12 protein-coding genes and 3 pseudogenes are annotated in these 17,215 nt (G+C 68.3%); 10 read left to right on the top strand and 5 right to left on the bottom strand.

What is annotated here, in order from left to right; translation table 11 throughout:
* The first annotated feature begins 56 nt into the window (after positions 1–56).
* The 3 genes from ABZ826_RS31615 to ABZ826_RS31605 all read left to right on the top strand — a co-directional run bounded on the left by ABZ826_RS31615 (position 57) and on the right by ABZ826_RS31605 (position 4,344).
* A complete protein-coding gene (locus tag ABZ826_RS31615; RefSeq protein WP_361455903.1) occupies positions 57–875 on the top strand; it encodes a DUF2690 domain-containing protein in 819 nt (272 codons plus the stop codon).
* A gap of 792 nt (positions 876–1,667) precedes the next feature.
* A complete protein-coding gene (locus ABZ826_RS31610; protein ID WP_361455900.1) occupies positions 1,668–2,618 on the top strand; it encodes an SDR family NAD(P)-dependent oxidoreductase in 951 nt (316 codons plus the stop codon).
* Between the two features lie 199 nt (positions 2,619–2,817).
* Positions 2,818–4,344 carry an alpha/beta hydrolase gene (locus tag ABZ826_RS31605; RefSeq protein ID WP_361455897.1) on the top strand — a complete coding sequence of 509 codons (1,527 nt, stop codon included), beginning with the start codon at positions 2,818–2,820 and terminating at the stop codon, positions 4,342–4,344.
* A 164-nt stretch (positions 4,345–4,508) separates the two neighbouring features.
* On the opposite strand, the gene ABZ826_RS31600 is transcribed toward ABZ826_RS31605, so the two are convergent.
* A complete protein-coding gene (locus tag ABZ826_RS31600; protein WP_361455894.1) occupies positions 4,509–5,237 on the bottom strand; it encodes a TetR/AcrR family transcriptional regulator in 729 nt (242 codons plus the stop codon).
* Positions 5,238–5,353: 116 nt separating this feature from the next.
* On the opposite strand from ABZ826_RS31600, the gene ABZ826_RS31595 reads away from it, so the two are divergent.
* The 5 genes and pseudogenes from ABZ826_RS31595 to ABZ826_RS31575 all read left to right on the top strand — a co-directional run bounded on the left by ABZ826_RS31595 (position 5,354) and on the right by ABZ826_RS31575 (position 9,862).
* Positions 5,354–6,577 carry a saccharopine dehydrogenase C-terminal domain-containing protein gene (locus ABZ826_RS31595; protein WP_361455891.1) on the top strand — a complete coding sequence of 408 codons (1,224 nt, stop codon included), beginning with the start codon at positions 5,354–5,356 and terminating at the stop codon, positions 6,575–6,577.
* Positions 6,578–7,752: 1,175 nt separating this feature from the next.
* Positions 7,753–7,962, top strand: a complete 210-nt coding sequence (locus ABZ826_RS31590) for a DUF2945 domain-containing protein (protein ID WP_361455946.1) — start codon at positions 7,753–7,755, stop codon at positions 7,960–7,962.
* Positions 7,963–8,076: 114 nt separating this feature from the next.
* A pseudogene (locus ABZ826_RS31585) lies at positions 8,077–8,604 on the top strand (DUF488 domain-containing protein).
* Between the two features lie 8 nt (positions 8,605–8,612).
* Positions 8,613–8,897, top strand: coding sequence for an MGMT family protein (locus tag ABZ826_RS31580; RefSeq protein ID WP_361455888.1), 285 nt, complete (start codon positions 8,613–8,615; stop codon positions 8,895–8,897).
* A gap of 557 nt (positions 8,898–9,454) precedes the next feature.
* On the top strand, positions 9,455–9,862 hold the full coding sequence (locus ABZ826_RS31575) for an STAS domain-containing protein (protein WP_361455885.1): 408 nt from the start codon (positions 9,455–9,457) through the stop codon (positions 9,860–9,862).
* 95 nt (positions 9,863–9,957) lie between these two features.
* On the opposite strand, the gene ABZ826_RS31570 is transcribed toward ABZ826_RS31575, so the two are convergent.
* Both ABZ826_RS31570 and ABZ826_RS31565 read right to left on the bottom strand, forming a co-directional pair.
* Positions 9,958–10,227, bottom strand: coding sequence for a carboxymuconolactone decarboxylase family protein (locus tag ABZ826_RS31570; protein WP_361455882.1), 270 nt, complete (start codon positions 10,225–10,227; stop codon positions 9,958–9,960).
* Between the two features lie 135 nt (positions 10,228–10,362).
* Entirely contained in the window at positions 10,363–11,676 is a 1,314-nt protein-coding gene (locus tag ABZ826_RS31565) for a GAF domain-containing SpoIIE family protein phosphatase (RefSeq protein WP_361455879.1), read from the bottom strand.
* An 845-nt stretch (positions 11,677–12,521) separates the two neighbouring features.
* Between ABZ826_RS31565 and ABZ826_RS31560 the strand changes: the two are divergent.
* Positions 12,522–13,492: pseudogene (locus ABZ826_RS31560) on the top strand (tellurite resistance/C4-dicarboxylate transporter family protein).
* Positions 13,493–14,255: 763 nt separating this feature from the next.
* Here ABZ826_RS31560 and ABZ826_RS31555 read toward each other — a convergent pair.
* Positions 14,256–14,933 (bottom strand): HdeD family acid-resistance protein, encoded by a 678-nt coding sequence (locus ABZ826_RS31555; RefSeq protein WP_361455943.1) that lies wholly within the window; start codon positions 14,931–14,933, stop codon positions 14,256–14,258.
* 60 nt (positions 14,934–14,993) lie between these two features.
* A pseudogene (locus tag ABZ826_RS31550) lies at positions 14,994–15,169 on the bottom strand (glyoxalase superfamily protein); the annotation flags it as partial.
* Positions 15,170–15,568: 399 nt separating this feature from the next.
* Here ABZ826_RS31550 and ABZ826_RS31545 point away from each other — a divergent pair.
* Positions 15,569–17,209, top strand: coding sequence for a ubiquinol-cytochrome c reductase cytochrome b subunit (locus ABZ826_RS31545; protein WP_361455876.1), 1,641 nt, complete (start codon positions 15,569–15,571; stop codon positions 17,207–17,209).
* The last annotated feature ends 6 nt before the right edge of the window (positions 17,210–17,215 follow it).

Raw genomic sequence — 17,215 nt, 5'->3', positions numbered from 1 at the left:
CACACATCACGCGATCCGAAATGAACCGGATGCCTGATAGAAGGATTGGGAACGGCATGAAGGAGCAAGCGACGGCTCGCCAGCAGCAACTGCCCGACTCGCTCGGCCCCGACGGGCTGCTGCTGGTGGAGCGGCTGCGCGACCTCAAACAGCAGACCGGGCTGAGCCTGGCCGCGCTGGCCACACGCACCGCCCACAGCAAGTCCTCATGGCACCGTTATCTCAACGGCGTCAAGCTCCCGCCGCGTACCGCTGTCGAGGCGCTGGGACGACTCGGGGGCACGGAGATGGCGCCGCTGGTCGCCCTGTGGGAGAACGCCTGCCGGGCCGAGACCAGACCGCTGAGCACGGCGCCCCAACCCCCTGCGCCGCGGCTGCCCCTCGCGGCAGCTGCCCGGGCGCGACGGCTGCGGACGGCCGTCGTGCTGGCCGTCTCCGCCACGCTGGTCGCCGTGGCCTGCGCCGTGGGTGCCCCGGCCCTGTCGGGCCGCAGCGCGGAACGGCAAGCGGCGTCCTGCCGCATGGAAAGCTGCCGGGGGCAGTATCCGGGCTCCTCCCGCTGCAACCGGGATGCCCGCACTGAGAGCACCGTCACTGAGGACGCCTACGCCGTACGGCTCCGGTTCAGCCCGTCCTGCGCCACCGTCTGGTCCGAGGTGGAGACGGACGCGCGCGATGGCTCCCTGGAGGTCTCGATCCGATCAGGAGCGGACGAGCTGCTCGCCTCGCGCCGGGACAGGGTGTCGCACGGCAAAAGCAGCCCGATGCTGCCCGCGACCAGCCCGAAGGGGGCCGAGGCGTGCGTCGAGGTGGTGGACCGACTGGCCTGCACCGGGGCCGTACAGCTCTCCGCGGATCTGCCGGAGGCCCGCTGAGGTTCTCCTCCACCCAAGTGCCTTGTGCGGGTAGGTCCGTGAAGCTTTCATGAAGCCCTACGGCGGAGGACGCGGCGGGTAGATCCCGGTGCCGACGTCCCCGACAAGCTGCTCTCCGCCGCCCGGCCCGTGTGCCAGCGGGATCACGATCGCCTGCCACGACCGACCGGCCATGACGAGGCCCCGGCAACCCACCGGGGAGCCCGCCGACCGCGTCGCTGGTGTGATGGCGCAGCGTCTGCTCCTGCTTGGCCCGGCACCGCGACCCTGGTCTCCCGCGTGTCGCCTCCAGCGGGTATCCGGCCGACTGCAGGGAGCGGCAAACCGGGGCCACCCTTGCGGCAGGCCCGGAGCAACTCGAAGACGATCGGCAGGACGGAGAGGGCGACAAACTGACCTGGCCATTTGTCTGTCAGGCGCCTTTCACCGGTCCCACTCAAAGCAGGGCCCGGTCTACGTGGTAACGCCCAGCTTCTCCCACCGCTGTCCCTGCCCTTGCCGAATACCTCATCCGTGCAGGTGGGGCTAGGGGCTGTGTGTGGTTGTGATCAACCAGTGTGTCCTGAGCGCCCGAGTTGGCCACTGAGTTCTTCATCGGGCCGCGCTCGCGCTCAGTTCTGCGCCGGGCATGGCGTAGCGGCCTTGTTGCTCTCTGCAGTTCTACGGAGCGGTGTCGGAAGCCTGTCGACGGCGACCGTGATCTGTCGGCGGTATGTCGGTGGAGGTTGCGACCTTGGGCGGGTTGGTGCTCCCCATGAGCACGCTGCCCCCGAGAGCAAGGAGCCTGTCATCGTGTTTTCCGCATCCCAGAGCCAACCGTGGGACGTTCACCGCCTGCCATCTGCCGAGGGCAGGATCTTCCTGGTCACCGGGGGTAACGCCGGGATCGGCTACTTCGTCGCTGAGCAACTCGCCGCCACCGGCGCCGTCGTCGTACTCGGCAGCCGGGACGCCGTGAAGGCCGACGCCGCCATGGCCTCGATCCACTCACGCGTCTCCGGCGCGCACGTATGGCACCTTCCACTGGACCTCGCCGACCTGTCGTCCCTGAAGACCGCCGTGGACAGGCTGGACCTCGATCATCTCGACGCGGTGGTCTACAACGCAGGGGTTGCGCTCGACGACCCGCCGCGTCGAGAAACCGAGGACGGCCACGAGCTGATGTTCGGCACCAACCACCTCGGCCACTTCGCTCTCACCCAGTGGCTGGCCCCCCTGCTGTCCGCGGCGTCGGCAGGCCGCATCGTGACAGTGGGAAGCTTCGCAGGGCGGTCCGAGCGACTGGCCCTGGACGATCTGCAGTCGACCCAGGACTACCGGCCCAAGCGCACCTACGGCCGGTCGAAGCTGGCGCAGATGTGCTTCGGCTTCGAACTCGATCGCCGCCTGCGTGCCGGCGACAGCACGGTGCTCAGTGTGGTGGCCCACCCCGGCGGCGCACTGGACTCTCTCACCCCCTCCCGCCCCCCGGTACGCGTGACACCCCCCGGCGAGCGGCTGCGCGCGTTGCCCGCCGGGCTCTTGGTGCAGGGCAAGGACGCCGGAGCATGGCCCGTCGTGCGTGCCGTCCTCGATCCGGTGGTGCAGGGAGGGCAGCTGTGGGGGCCGAGGGTCTTCGGCCTGCGTGGCACACCACGGCGTGAGCCCGTCCCCTCTCATATGGCCGACCGGGCCGTCGCCGCTCGCCTGTGGGCCGCCAGCGGTGAGCTGGCCAGCACCGATCCACACCTCGGCTTCCGGTAGGCGCAGAGCCGTGCCCAGGGCGGCCATCCAGCGGCCAACTGCGGTGCTCAGCCCGTTTCGCCCTGCGCCCCGATCGCCCCTCATCGGTCCCCGACCCGACCCGGAAAAGCCCCTGACAGGGGCACCACGTGGGCGCCAGTGCGCCTAACGTGACGACGCGTGCCCCGGCCTCCAACCGCTCTCTTCACGAAGAGGATCCATGCCGTTCAGGGGCAGATCAGCGCTGCGGCTCATGGCCGCGCGGGGCATGGCCATGGCCGTGGGAGCCACCATGGCCGCTGTCACCGGCCTGGCCGCCGCTCCCGCGGTTCACGCGTCGCCGTCTGCCACAGGGGCCCTTCGGTGGGCGCCGTGTGACGACCCGGCGGAGCCGGGAGCCGAGTGCGCCACTCTTTCGGTGCCGGTCGACTGGGCCCACCCGGACGGGCCGCGACTCGACCTGGCTGTGGCCCGCCGCAAGGCCACCGACCCCGGCGCACGCGTCGGCTCGATGGTGTTCGGCCCCGGCGGGCCGGGCGACTCGGGTGTCGAGATGGTGGTGAGCCGCATCAGCCGGTTCAGCCCCGAGGTCCGCCGTAGGTTCGACATCGTCAGCTTCGACCCGCGCGGCGTGGGCGGCAGCAACCCGGTGACCTGCTCCGGCGACCTGCTTGCCGAGCGGCCGTCACCGGAGCTGAAGAGCCAGGCGGACTTCGACGCCACCGTGGCGTACAACAGGCGGCTCCGTGCCGACTGCCGGGCCCGTACCGGCCCAGTGTTCGACCACCTTGACACCGCCCAGACGGTCCGGGACTTGGACGCCCTCCGGGCCGCCCTCGGCGAGCGGAAACTGACCTTCCACGGCAGCTCATACGGCACGCTGCTCGGCGCGCAGTACGCCGAGACCTACCCACGCCGCGTGCGCGCGATGGTGCTGGAGAGCGTCATGGACCACAGAGTCCCGACCACCCGTGACTTTCTGCGGTCCGAGGCGGCCACGGCAGCGGATTCATTCCAGGAGTTCGTGAAGTGGTGCGACGGTACCGCGGACTGCGCGCTGCACGGCCGCGACGTCCGTGCCCTCTGGCAGGGCTTGTTGGCCCGGGCCGGGCGCGGCGAGCTGGAAGACCCGGCGAAGCCGGGCATCTCGCTGTCGTCTTCGGATCTGGTCAACAAGATCGCGTTCCGGAAGTTCTACGAGGCTGACTACGCGGGCCTGGCCATGATGCTCGCGGGGATGGTTGCGAGCAAGCCGCTGCCGGCGTCGCCCACCTTGATAGCTCCGCTGCCTCCGGCCATCTCGGTTTTCTGCTCGGACTGGCATCTGCCGATGCGCGGCTACCAGGAGTACGCCTCGCTCGTCGCCATGATGAACATGACCGCGCCTGACTTGCCTTACCTGCTGCCGCTCCACATGGCAGCGGCGTGTCTGGGCGCGCCGACCGCCAACCCGCAGCACCTCCTGGACGCACACGGTGCCCCGCCGATCGTGGTGTCCAACGCGCTGCACGACCCCGCCACCGGCTACCCGTGGGCGGTCTCGGTGGCCCGGCAGCTCGGCCGCAGCGGCGTGCTCCTCACCTACGAGGGCCAGGGGCACGGCAGCGTCACCAGCGGTCCGTGTATGGAGGACGCCGTGGACAACTACCTCACCGACCTGGCAGTCCCACCACGGGGCATCAGCTGCCCCGCCGTGCCGTCCTGGCACCTTGCCGATCCGGATCCGTCCGGAAGGCGGATCCGGTAGGAAGACGGTCGTGACGCGTGACGGTGGCGGCCGAACCGAACCTCCGGCGCAGAGGGCATGGCAACAATGTGCGACAGGTGGTCAACGCCCTCGCTCGGCCTTTCGCAACGAGGGTCGGCACCCGCCAAGTACGAAACGCCAATCCGGTGGCAACGGCCGCGCGCTTACGCTGTGCGACCCTTGCCATCGTTTCGCACGCTGCCGAGCCGCGTCTCCGCCCTGTCCAGAAGCGTGTCCAGCACGACCGGATAGGCGCTGAGATTCATCCGGTCCGCCAGCAGGTGGGCTGTGGCGGCGATGTGTGGATGGCTCTCGGCGGGCAGCCGGGCGTAGGTGGAGGTCCACATTTCCTCGTCCGCCTCCCTGGCCTCGTCCTTGATGGCCAGTGCACCCGCGTCCAGGGCGGCGAAGGCAAGCGCCAGGTCGATGAAGGCGTGGTATATGCCGACGGCGTCCACGTCGCCGAAGCCCGCGCCGCGAAGGATGCCGAGGATCGTCTCGTCCACCTCGATCTCCCGGGGGCGCCCGGTGACCCGGCTGGCGGTCAGCAGGGCGGCCTGGGGGTGGGCGAGATAGGAGGCGTGGATGGCCAGGCCGAGAGCGTGCAGGTCGGCACGCCACTTCCCGGTGACTGTCCAGCGGTCCAGGGCGCGCCCCATCAACTCCTCGCCGATGGCCCGGGTCAGATCGTCCAGGCCGGCGAAGTATCGGTAAAGGGTGCTCGGGTCGGCGCCGAGGGCACTGCCCAGGCGGCGGGCGGTCAGTCCGGCACTCCCGTGCTCGCGCAGCATGCGCAGCGCCGTCTGCACGATCAGCTTCTCCGACAGCACGATGCCCTGCCGGGTCGGCCGCCGCCTGCGTCGTTCCGCCTCCGGAACCACCTTTTTGGGCATCGCGCCCTCCCTGAGAATCCTTATGCCAACGTCGTAGACCTTAACTGCCGGGATCGTGTTGCATCGACGCGTCCTCGGGCACTCACCGGGACCGTCTCAACGAAATGATGTGTGACATGCGTGTACTTCTCGTGGGTGCAGGCGGCGTCGGAACCGCCGTCACCCGTATCGCCGCCCGCCGTGACTTCCTGACCCACATGGTCGTTGCCGACTACGACCTGGCCCGTGCCGAGGCCGCCGTCGCCACGCACAAGGACCACAAGGACCGGTTCAGCGCGCGCCGCCTGGACGCCTCCGACGAGGCCGCGGTAGGCCGCGTCCTCCGCGAGGAACGCTGCGACGTGCTGCTGAACGCGACCGACCCGCGGTTCGTGATGCCGCTGTTCAACGCGGCACTCGCCGCGGGCGCGCACTATGTGGACATGGCGATGTCGCTGTCCGCGCCGCACGCGACCGCCCCGCACGAACAGTGCGGGGTCAAGCTTGGCGACGAACAGTTCGCCCAGGTCGCGGCCTGGGAACGGGCCGGCCGCCTCGCACTGGTCGGCATGGGTGTGGAGCCGGGCCTGGCGGACGTCTTTGCCCGGTACGCGGCCGATGAACTCTTCGACGACATCGAGGAGATCGGAGTCCGCGACGGCTCGAACCTCAGCGTCGAGGGCTACGGCTTCGCGCCTTCCTTCAGTATCTGGACCACCATCGAGGAGTGTCTCAACCCGCCTGTGGTCTACGAGAAGGACCGCGGATGGTTCACCACGGCGCCGTTCAGTGACCCGGAAGTCTTCGACTTCCCCGACGGCATCGGCCCGGTGGAGTGCGTGAACGTCGAGCACGAGGAGGTGCTGCTGATACCCCGCTGGGTGGACGCGCGCCGGGTGACGTTCAAGTACGGTCTCGGTGACGACTTCATCGCCAAGCTGAAGACCCTGCACGACCTGGGGCTCGACTCCACAGAGAAGGTCACCGTCCCCAGCGCGGACGGGCCGGTCGAGGTATCCCCGCGCGACGTGGTCGCGGCGTGTCTGCCCGACCCCGCCACGTTGGGAGACCGGATGAAGGGCAAGACCTGCGCGGGCACCTGGGTCAAGGGAACGAAGGATGGTGTCGCACGCGAGGTGTACCTGTACCACGTCGTCGACAACGAGTGGTCAATGCGCGAGTACGGCTCCCAGGCCGTGGTCTGGCAGACGGCCGTCAACCCGGTCATCGCTCTCGAACTGATCGCCGATGGTACGTGGCAAGGCAGCGGAGTCCTCGGGCCCGAGGCCCTGCCGCCGCGGCCGTTCCTCGACCTGCTCACGGCATACGGCTCTCCGTGGGGACTGCGCGAGGAGAACTGACACGCTTGTCGGGGCCCAGCACGGGCAGCGGCCGGCAGTTGCAGAGGCTTCGGCGGACGGCGGCCGTCTGCTGCGGGCGTGGGCGCGGCCAGGGCCGGGACGGTGAGTTTCACCGCATGGCGACGCTTCGTTGCCTTCACCTCCACGAAGGGTGGCGAGCCGGCGCCCGTGCCGGCCTCTGCTTTCAGTACCTGACGCAGTGGGGACTCTTGATTTCCGCGCTCCTTCCATTCGGCGCCGGCGGACCGTCACCGAATCCGGTGGCGGACGGTCAGGTCGGTCCGAAGACCTGGCCAAGCCTGGTCCACCCAGAGGCGGCACAGGATGACGAACCCGAGGGTGCAACTTCAACCCGCTGACAGTCCGCTCGGTGCCCTCCCGTTGGCGGTCACCTGCCAGGTGGTCCGAACGGATCAGGCCCCGCCAGGCTGGCTGCGCGTGGTGAGGTCCCAGAGCCGGACCGTTCCGTCGGCGCTGCCGGTGAGAGCCGTTACCCGGCCGCCGACGCCGATTCCTGACACTGCCAGGACTGGAGGGATGCGAAGGCTGAGGAGCGCGAGTGGGCGTGCGTCGCTCGTGAGGTTCCAGAGCATCAACTCTGTGTGACGTCAGGTGGTGAAGCAGTGGGCGGTGAGGACGAGGGCGCTGTCGGCGGGCCCGATCCGAGAAACCGCCCGAACCGTCCCCCTGTGGCCGACTCAGGAAACAGCCGACCTGCTGATGGGCGCTGAGGTCCCAGACGCAGACCGTTCCGTCCGAGCCGCCGGTCAGGGCATGGGGTCGGCCGTCCACGGACACCGCTGCCCTGGCGGGGCGGACATGGCCAAGGGCTGGCCGCCAGCAGAACGGCCACGTGATCATCTGGCTCGGCGGGTGGGAGGCCACCCTGTTCCTGTATCACGAGGGGCTTGACCTGGGCCGGACCTCCGCACCGCCCGTCGACTCGGCCTGCCATGTCGTACGGTTCTCACAGATCATTTTGCCTTCAGTCAACCGGTTCGCTCCCCCAGCCTTCACGCCTGGGCGCCACTACCGATCAGCATGCCGCTTCAGCCAGGACGCCCCCATCAAGGCGCTGGAGGGCAAAGGTGATGGTCGACGACGGCCGCGTCTTCGTGCGGGTCGCGACCTGTCTGGGCAGGCACCTGGTCAGCCGTATCTTGAAAGGAACGGGAATGGTGAAGCAATTCACTGTCGGAGACCACGTCAGATGGAACTCCGAAGCCGGACACGTTGAAGGCGTTATCGTCAAAAAACACACGCACGACGTGGAGTGCAAAGGCTACGTGCATCACTGCACTGAAAGCGATCCACAATATGAGATCAAGAGCGACAAAACCAGCCACATCGCCATGCACAAGGGAGATGCACTGACGAAACTCTAGAGAGAACCCGGAGAGCAGAGTTGCCGGTGCACTTCCAAACCCGTATTCGGGATATCAAACGACCGGTTCGACAACTCAGAATGAGCAACTCAACAACTTGAGCGGGGCGGCAGGATGGCGAACCGCATCTGCACGGTGGGGCATTCGACACGCGAATTCGATGAAATGCTGGCGATGTTGCAGAACAACAAGATCACCCATTTGGTCGATGTTCGATCGTTCCCATCGTCAAGGAAATTTCCGTAATGGAACCAGTCTGCAATAATCGATGCACTGCCTCGCGAGATCGAATACCGATGGATCCCGAAATTGGGCGGCAGGCGGCACACCCCTAAGGGCGTGTCGAGCGTGAACGGCGCATGGCGGATGAAAGCCTTCCGCGATTACGCCGACGACATGGACAGCAATGAATTCAAGGAGGGCCTGAATGAGTTGCTTGAGCTGGCTGAACACGGCCGGCCGGCGATCATGTGCAGTGAGGCGGTGCCGTGGCGCTGCCATCGCCGATTGATCACTGATGCGTTGGTCGTCGCGGGAGCGGAGGTTGTGGACGTCATGTCGACCACGACGGTGAAGCCGGCAACCCTGCACGAGTACGCGCATGTTCAGGACGGGCGCCTCACCTACCCGCCTCGGGCCTGATTGCCGACATGAGCATCATCGAGGATGTCCGTGAAGCGGTCATCGCCATCCCAGCTGGTGCCGTCGCCTCCTACGGTGACATCGGCAAGAGAATCGGCGTGGGCCCACGACAGGTGGGGCGAGCAATGAGCCTGCTCGACGACAGCGTGCCGTGGTGGCGTGTCGTCCACGCCGACGGAACACCCGCCTCGTGCCACGATGGACGGGCACCAGGGCTGCTCAACGATGACGGGACACCGATGTTCGGTGCGCGGGTGGACATGACGCGTGCGCGGCAACGATGGGCGCCTTGACGATGCCTGCATCAAATCGGCGTCTCCCTTGACAGGCCGGTTCGGTGCTGTTGGTCGAAACGGTCCGCAAGACCGGCCTTGACCAGGTCATATCCGCAGCGCTCACCCCGTGGCCGAAGCCCCGGGCCGTCCACTACCCCGGTGGCCACTGCCGCGTCCGGTTCACGCGAGGACCTCATGCGGGGAGCCGTCCGCGCGGGATGGAGCGGGGGACGCCTGCCGGGCACACCACGCTCCTCGCCAATGCGCCGCCCTGGACAGCGCCGCTCCCCACCGGGCGACGCTCCATGACCGACCGTGCAGAGCTCCGACGGGTTCGCGTCACCAGTCCCCGATAAAATGGGCGAGTCGGGAACGTCCGCTTCCAGCAAGCGTACGGAGCCATCCACCCGCTCAAGGCCGAGGCGGCCGACCGATCTGGAAGGACACCGTTATGGCCAAACAGATCACGTATCGCCGAGTTTACGAGGTCCAGCGGTGACGGTCTCCCTCATCCGCGCCAACCGGTCCGTGGCTGGCGGATCCTGCGCCGTCCGAGGAAGTGAAGAAGGGTGGCCATGCGAACGAACATTGTCCGGCACGAGAGCATGATCGTGAGCTATGACGTGGTTGACGGCTGGACCGTTGTGGAAGTCGACGGTGAGGTGGACGCCCATACCGCGCCCATGATCCGCGAGGCGGTGATCAAGCTTCTCGATGAGGGACGCCGCCACTTCGTCCTGGACCTGGGCTTCGTCGCCTTCATGGACTCGATGGGGTTGGGCGTGATCGTGGCGATCACGAAACGCATCCGTGAACACGAGGGCTCGCTGCATATCGCGTCCGTGTCGAGCCGGGTGCTCAGGATCTTCGACCTCAGCGGCATGCGCGAGAGCTACCATATCTACCCCTCGGCAGCGGAAGCGGCGCAGTCAGCCCCCTCGCCCGGCAGCCTCGCGCACTGGCCGCATCCCACCTCCGGCTGAGGAACGCGCGGCGTCGCCGAGCCGGGTGCCCAAATGGCGGCCGACCCGTGGTGGGTTCACGGCTGCGTGTGGGGTGCGGTCTCCTTCATGGCGTGCTAGGCGCCGCCTGCGCGCATCTCGACCGCGACCCAGATCGCTTCCATGATCTCATGCGGGTCGGCGCCCTTGCGCTGGGCCAGGCGGGTGTGCCGCTGGATGCAGTGCGGGCGCTGGGTCACATGGGCGACGGCGATCAGTTGCTTGGTCTTCTCCGGCAGCGCGCCTTCCGCGAAGACGGCACGGCTGAAGTTGTCGAACGCCTCGTTGATGGCCGGGGCGAGTTCGGCGCGTCGCTGTCCGATCTCAGCTGTGACCGGGTGGCGCACGACTTCCGTCTTGGTGTTGCCCCCGTGTACGGCAGTAGGGCGAGGTCATGACAGCCCTGCACGACGATGTGCAGTGTTCGAGCAGTGCTTTGATGTCGGCCAGGAAAGCGGTGCCGGTTGGCGGGCGGGCGTCTCTCACTGCGCCGGGCTGTCCGAGGGGGTGCGCAGGGCCAGCAGGGCCACGTCGTCGTCGAACACCTGCCGGCTTCGGCTGATCAGGGTGTCGCACAGCTCTTCCAGCGGTGCCGTGGCCAGGCGGGCGGCCTGTTCGGCCAGGTCGCCCAGTCCGGTGTCGATGTCCTGGTCGCGGCGCTCGACCAGCCCATCGGTGAACAGCAGCAGCGTGCTGCCGGGCGGGAGGGGGTGGTCGTGGCTGAACCGGGAGACGGACGCGTCGATGCCCACCGGGATTCCGTGACGGGCGGGCGCCAGGTAGCACGTGCTGCCATCCGCACCGACCAGCAGCGGCGGCAGATGCCCGGCGTTGCTCCAGCCGAAGGTGTACCCCCCGCCCTCTGCACGGCCATGATCGATGCGGCCGAGTACCAGCGTAGCCGTGGGCGGGTCGTCAAACATCGTCAGCGCGTGGTCCAGTTTTGACATGACCAGATCGGGCGGCCCGCACCGGTCGATGGCGATCGCCCGAAGCATGTTGCGGATCTGTCCCATCAGCGGGGCGGCCTCCACGTCGTGACCGGTCACGTCACCCACCACGACGCAGGTGGCGCCATCGGGCAGGACCATGGCGTCGAACCAGTCCCCGCCCAGCCTCGGCAGTTCGGACGCGGGTTCATAGCGGGCCGCGGCTTCGAGCGGCGAGAGGTCGGGTAGGACAGGCAGCATGCGGCGCTGAAAGTGCTCGGCGGCGCGTTTGAGCTGTTCATACAGGCGGGCGTTTTCGAGGCTGACGCCCGCGGCACTGGCCAACGCCGTCAGCAGGCCCTCGTCATCGTCATCAAAGGGCATGCCATCCAGCTTGTCGGCGACATAGAGGTCGCCGTAGACCGCGCCGCGCACCAGGAGCGGAACGCCCAACAGGGTCCGCACGACCGGATGCCTGGGTGGGAAGCCGACCGAACGAGGGTGCGCGGCCACATCCGCCACCCGCAACGGTTCCCGGTCGTCCACCAGCGTGTGCAGCAGCCCATGGCCCTGCGGCAGGCCCATGGCAGCGCACAAGTGCGGATCGTCGACGCCCACGGTGATCAGGTCGATGACCTTGCCGCTCTCCGAGAGCACCCCCAGTGCCCCATAGCGCGCGGCAACCAGGTCGGTGGCCGCCTCCACGATGCGGTGCAGCACGGTGCGGGTGTCCATGTCGGCGCTGACCGCCCCGACCACGCCCAGCAGGCGCCGCAGTCGGTTCCGGTCCAGAGCACGCTGCTGCTGCACGGCCACGCCGTCCCGGGCCTGGCCCCGCCCCCGCTTCTGCCACGGGCTGTGCGCCATGGTGCTTCCTCCCGGCGCCTCCAGGCGCCGTCATCATGTCGCCCTGCCTTGTCACACTACGCGCTCACCCGACCGGGAGCAGGCCGAAGCGGCGCGCCGTCCCTGTGCCCGCCCCAGGAGGCCACTGTGTCCGGCTCCCTTTTTCTGGGCCGACCGCACGTCGGGCACGGCCAGGGGCACGATGACGACGGGGCAGTGTGCATGGCAAGCCATCCACGCCGGTACCGACCCGATGAGGTGGTGCGTCGCGGGGAGGGTGTCGGTGACTTCCGCGCGCAGCCGGGCAAGCGCATCGACCTCCCCCTCGACCACAGGAACGACGGCCGTCCCCGGGGCGTACGGCGTGGGGACGGGGCTGATGTACGCGACGAACAGCGGCCGCCCGGTTCGGCGGGCCGGTCCGGTCGCCCACGCCGACGCGCGACGGCCGGCCGTGGATCCGTCGTGACCCGTCACCACAGGATGCGCCGGAGCAGCGGGCGCTCGGGGTCCCTGCTCACTTCATCGGTCACGGCTGGGTTCACACACTTGACGACGGCACGCCCGGCATCATGCCGATCGCCTCGGTTTGAGTACCGGCCTGTCCGGGGACGCGTCGAGTGCCCATCCACAGAGATACGCACTACGCCCGCTTGCGTACCGGGCGATCACCGACGGAACGTCAAGACAGCGGCCCATCACCGGGTCGACGGCGTCGGCCACGATCGGGGACGGGATGGCACGAGGCGGACCGGCGACCGGGAAGCCGAGACGGAGGTGATGGCGTGGCTGCGGTGCCCAGCAGGCCGACCTGTACGTGGCGCCGTGCGGCGGAGGGCCTCAGCCCTGGGGCGTTCGCGTTCGTCATGGCCACGGGCATCGTGTCCACCGCGCTGGCCGGGCACAGCGCGTCGGCCTCCGCGGCGGCGCTGCTGTGGATCGCGGGTGTGGGATACGTCGTGCTGTGGGCTGGTTACCTGTGGCGCCTGGTATGGCGGTGGGAGCGTTTCCGCACCGACCTCACCGGGCCGTGCGGCTTCGACCACCTCACCCTCGTCGCCGCCTCCTGCGTGCTGGCCGGCCGACTGGCCCTCGACCGGCACTACGGCGCCGCCACAGCACTGACTGTGATCGGCGCTGTCGGCTGGCTGGTGCTCGGCTATGGTGGCCGCTGCTGCTGGTCTGCTCCGGGCGTGTCCTGTCACTGCGTCAGGTCAACGGCACTTGGTTCATCTGGGTGGTGGGCACGCAGTCCGTCGCCGTCGCCGGCACCGCGCTCGCCCCGCACACCGGCGGCCCGGCCCTGGGCATCCTGGCCTCGGTGTGCTGGGCCGTCGGACTGCTGCAGTACCTGCTGGTGGCCGCACTGGCACTGGCCCGGCTCCTGCTGGAACCCGTCGATCCGACGGAACTTGTCCCGCCGTACTGGGTGTTCATGGGCGCCGCCGCGATCAGTGTGCTGGCCGGTGCGAAGCTCCTCCGCCTTCCGCCCGCGGACGCCCTGCTGCCCGGAGCGTTCGTGCTGGGCGTGTCCGCAGTGGCATGGTCGTTCTCCACCTGGCTGATCCCGCTCCTGCTGGCCCTGGGCGTATGGCGGCACGTACTGCACCGCGTACCGCTGCGCTACGAGACGAGTCTGTGGGGCATGGTGTTCCCGGTCGGCATGTACGGGGTGGCGACCCGGGAGCTGGGCGAGGCGGCAGGCTGGGGATGGATGACCGCGACCGGTGCGGGCGAGGCGTGGGCTGCGCTGGCGGTGTGGGTGGCGGTCTTCGCCGGGATGCTCGCCGCCCCGGTGACCGCGCTCCGGCGCTCCCAGTGGCCGGGAGCCAAGTGACGGGTGTACGAGAGGTGGTCTGCGCGATCGGCCAGTTGCGGTTCGGGGAGTCTGCCCCGAAGCTGACCGTGTCCGGCTCCCGACGTGGACCTTGCACCGCACCGTCCGCAGCCGGGCCGCGAGTTTTGCAGGGAAGCGGAGAGGGTCCGCCGGCCACGGCAGCGGCGGTGCGGCCCACCGGCAGGGCACGTGCGCACCGACCCGGGGCCTGGCCCGCACACCGGCCTCCGTACTTCGGCCCTTCGAGCGTCTCGTCTGCCACGTACATGGGTTGGCGGAGTGTCGTACCCGTGCTGTTCGGCCGTCAGCAGAGCATGGTGGTCACTGAGCTTGCGCCGACTTGAAATTCGCAGGTCGAAGAGCTGGTGTGACGGTCTTCCGGGATGCTCACGCTGGTCGTGGGCAGGAGTCTGCGCCGTAGAGCGTCTGCCGACCGGTCGGCTGGTTCGGCTACGTAGCCTGCGACGGAGAGCGCATGTGTGGTGTCCCGGAAGGCCCGTGGAGCGCAGTGCCGTGGCGGGCGCGTCGTGCCCCGCGTCGCACGCCTGAGCCGTGGGCACGGCGGCGGAGTCGCCCTCCACCGCCGCCGCGAGCAGCAGAAGCACGCGCAGCCAGGCATACCGACGAGCGGTGCGTGGGTGCTGCGGGGTTGGGCTCACAAGGGGGCATCTGCCAGCGATGGCACGCACCGTTCAGCGTATCGACCCCGAGAACCGCCCTCTCGGCTACCTGTGCGGCACGAAGTTGACGCACTGCACGGGGTTCATGCCGTGCGCGGGATCCGTTGCGCACGGCCGTGGAGCCGGAGCGCCGTTACGATCTCGACGATGCCGACCGCGACCAGCCACCAGCCGGCGACCAGGGTGAGCACGGCGATCGAGTTGAACGGCGAGGTGATCAGCACGACCCCCGCGATGAAGGTGACGACGCCGAGGATGGCCTGCCAGCCGCGCGCGGGCATGGTGGGGTCGTGAACGGCGGCCAGAGTATGAGTGATTCCGCGGATCAGCCAGCCGATGCCGATCCACAACGCGAGCAGCAGGATCGACTCCAACCGGCCCCGGAAGCAGAACAGGCCCAGCAGGATCGACAGCGCGCCGCTGATGAAGGCCAGGACACGCAGCGAGGTCGCCTTGTGCGTGCCGAAGGCGGCCGCCAGTTGGAGCGCGCCGCTGAGAATGAGGTAGATGCCGAAGAGGATCCCGGCGACGAGCAGGGACGGGCCCGGCCAGGCCAGGATCACGATCCCAAGGATCAGGGAGGCGATGCCGGTGATCAGGACGACCTGCCAGGCGGTGCGGGAGAGGCGGTGCAGGATCCCCTCGAAGGGTGGCTCCATGTAGCCCGGGGGCGGTTTCGGCGCGTGCACGTCACCCGCGGCATGGGCGTGGCGGTCGTCGTATTCCGGCCCCCGGGGGGAGCCGCTCGGTGCGTCGGTCATGATCCATGCTTGTACCGGGCACGGGCGCCCCGCCACCTTTGCCGGTCCACCCGGCTGACGGCGGGCGTCGCCCTTGTGCTCTGACAAGAACAACCGCACCCCGCCCCGGGCTACCTCAACACGGGAAGTCCCGGTTCGAAGCGGTGTTCCCACTGCTTGGCGAAGCCCAGTCGCTCGTACCACGCGACCGCCGCAGCGTCCTCGACGCGAAGAATGGGAATGACTTCTTCGTCCATGGAGTCATCGTCGCAGACCGCCCAGGGCGAACGTTGCCTGATGCGGCACCAGGTCGCTGTCCACCAGGCGGCCAGGTAACCGGGCCGGAAGTCCCCGGGCGCGAACATCGGATCAAGTAGTGGCCCGGGAACTCGCTGCCGAAGAGCAACATCTGCAGGTACGTGCCGACGATCGGAACGGACAGTACCGCGTCCTGCATGAACCGGATGCCGATGCCGGACAGGAGGTGGGCCCGACGCTCCAGTGCGACCCCACCTGGCACGTCAGGGCCAAGTCGGCCGATCAGGTGCCGATACCACGATTCTGCGTAGCCCCTTCGAGTAATGCGTTACCCATAAAGGGCGAATCGGAACAATAAGGGGCACAGGCTGGCAGGAAGATCGACGGGAGAGTGGTGCATGCCTCTGCGGAGACGTAAGGCGCAGCTGAAGGCCCAGGCCGGGCCGACGGCGGTCAGTGGGTACGGCGCGGTGGATGGGCGCCTGCCCGTCAGCGAGCTGGCTGGGCAGTTGCTGCGCAAGGCCTTTCCCGACCACTGGTCCTTTCTCCTGGGCGAGATCGCCCTTTACTCCTTTGTGGTCCTGCTCCTTACCGGCGTGTACCTCACGTTGTTCTTCGACCCGAGCATGACGGAGAGTGTCTACACCGGTTCCTATGTGCCCCTTCAGGGCGAGATGATGACGCAGGCCTACACCACCACCCTCGACATCAGCTTCGCCGTGCGCGGAGGCCTGCTGATGCGTCAGATCCACCACTGGGCGGCCCTGGTGTTCGTCGCCGCGATCGCCGTCCACTTGCTGCGGATCTTCTTCACCGGCGCCTTCCGTAAGCCGCGGGAGGCCAACTGGATCGTGGGCGTGACGCTGTTCGTACTCGCGCTCCTCGAAGGATTCGCGGGTTACTCGCTGCCCGACGACCTGCTGTCCGGTACGGGCCTGCGGACGGCGGCCACCATTGTGGGGTCGATCCCAGTCGTCGGAACGTACCTGGAGCTGTTCGTCTTCGGAGGACAGTTCCCGGGCGATGACGTGATCCCCCGTCTGTACCCCGTGCATGTCCTGCTCGTACCCGGCCTGATTGTCGCGCTGATCACCGCTCACCTCATCCTGGTGGTCCATCTCAAGCACACCCACTGGGCGGGTCGGGGGAGGACCAACACCAATGCCGTCGGCTCACCGGCGTTCCCGCACTTCACCGCGAAGACCACAGGCTTCTTCCTCATGCTGTTCGGCGTGCTGGCTTTGCTGGGCGCCCTCGCCCAGATCAACCCCGTTTGGAACTACGGCCCCTACCGCGCCGTCCAGGTTTCCGGTAACGCACAGCCGGACTGGTATGTCGGGTTCCTGGAGGGAGCGCTCCGGCTGATGCCGCCATGGGAGACCGACATCGCAGGCCACACCGTCATGTGGAATGTGTTCATTCCAGCGATCGTGCTGCCGGGTGTGGTCTTCACGGTGCTGTTCCTCTATCCGTTCTTCGAGAAGTGGGTGACGGGCGACCGCGGAGAACACCATTTGTGCGACCGGCCACGCAACCGGCCGACCCGCACGGGGCTCGGTGTGGCGGCCATCGTCTTCTACGCCGTTCTCCTGGTCGCCGGCGGCAACGACGTGGTCGCCTACTCGTTCAGGGTTTCGGTCGAGGTCATGATCTGGATCCTCAGAATCGCGCTGATCGCCGCCCCGGTTCTGGCCTTCGCGCTGGCCAAACGCCTCTGCCTCGCTCTTCAGATGCGGGACCGCCGACGGCTGACCGAGGGCGAGGAGACCGGCCAGGTGACCCAGTCGGTGAACGGCGACCTCTCGGAGAGTTTCCGTGGCCTGAGCCCGACAGCCCGCTACCGCATCCTGATGCGTGATGTCCCGACGCCCCTGGAGCTTCCCGCGGAGGGCCCGGTCTCGCGTCGGCAACGACTTCGGACCGTGCTGAGCAGCTGGTACTACCGGGACCTCGTGGAACTGCCCGCCACGGACGAGCAATGGTCCCGAATCGCGGAGCGGAAAGCGCCGCCGGAGCCGGTCCGCGAGCCTGAGGACTGAGAACCG

Origin of the sequence: Streptomyces sp. NPDC047515 (genome assembly GCF_040643055.1) — a bacterium.
Taxonomy (GTDB): Bacteria; Actinomycetota; Actinomycetes; order Streptomycetales; family Streptomycetaceae; genus Streptomyces.
This window is presented reverse-complemented; position numbering and strand designations above follow the sequence as displayed.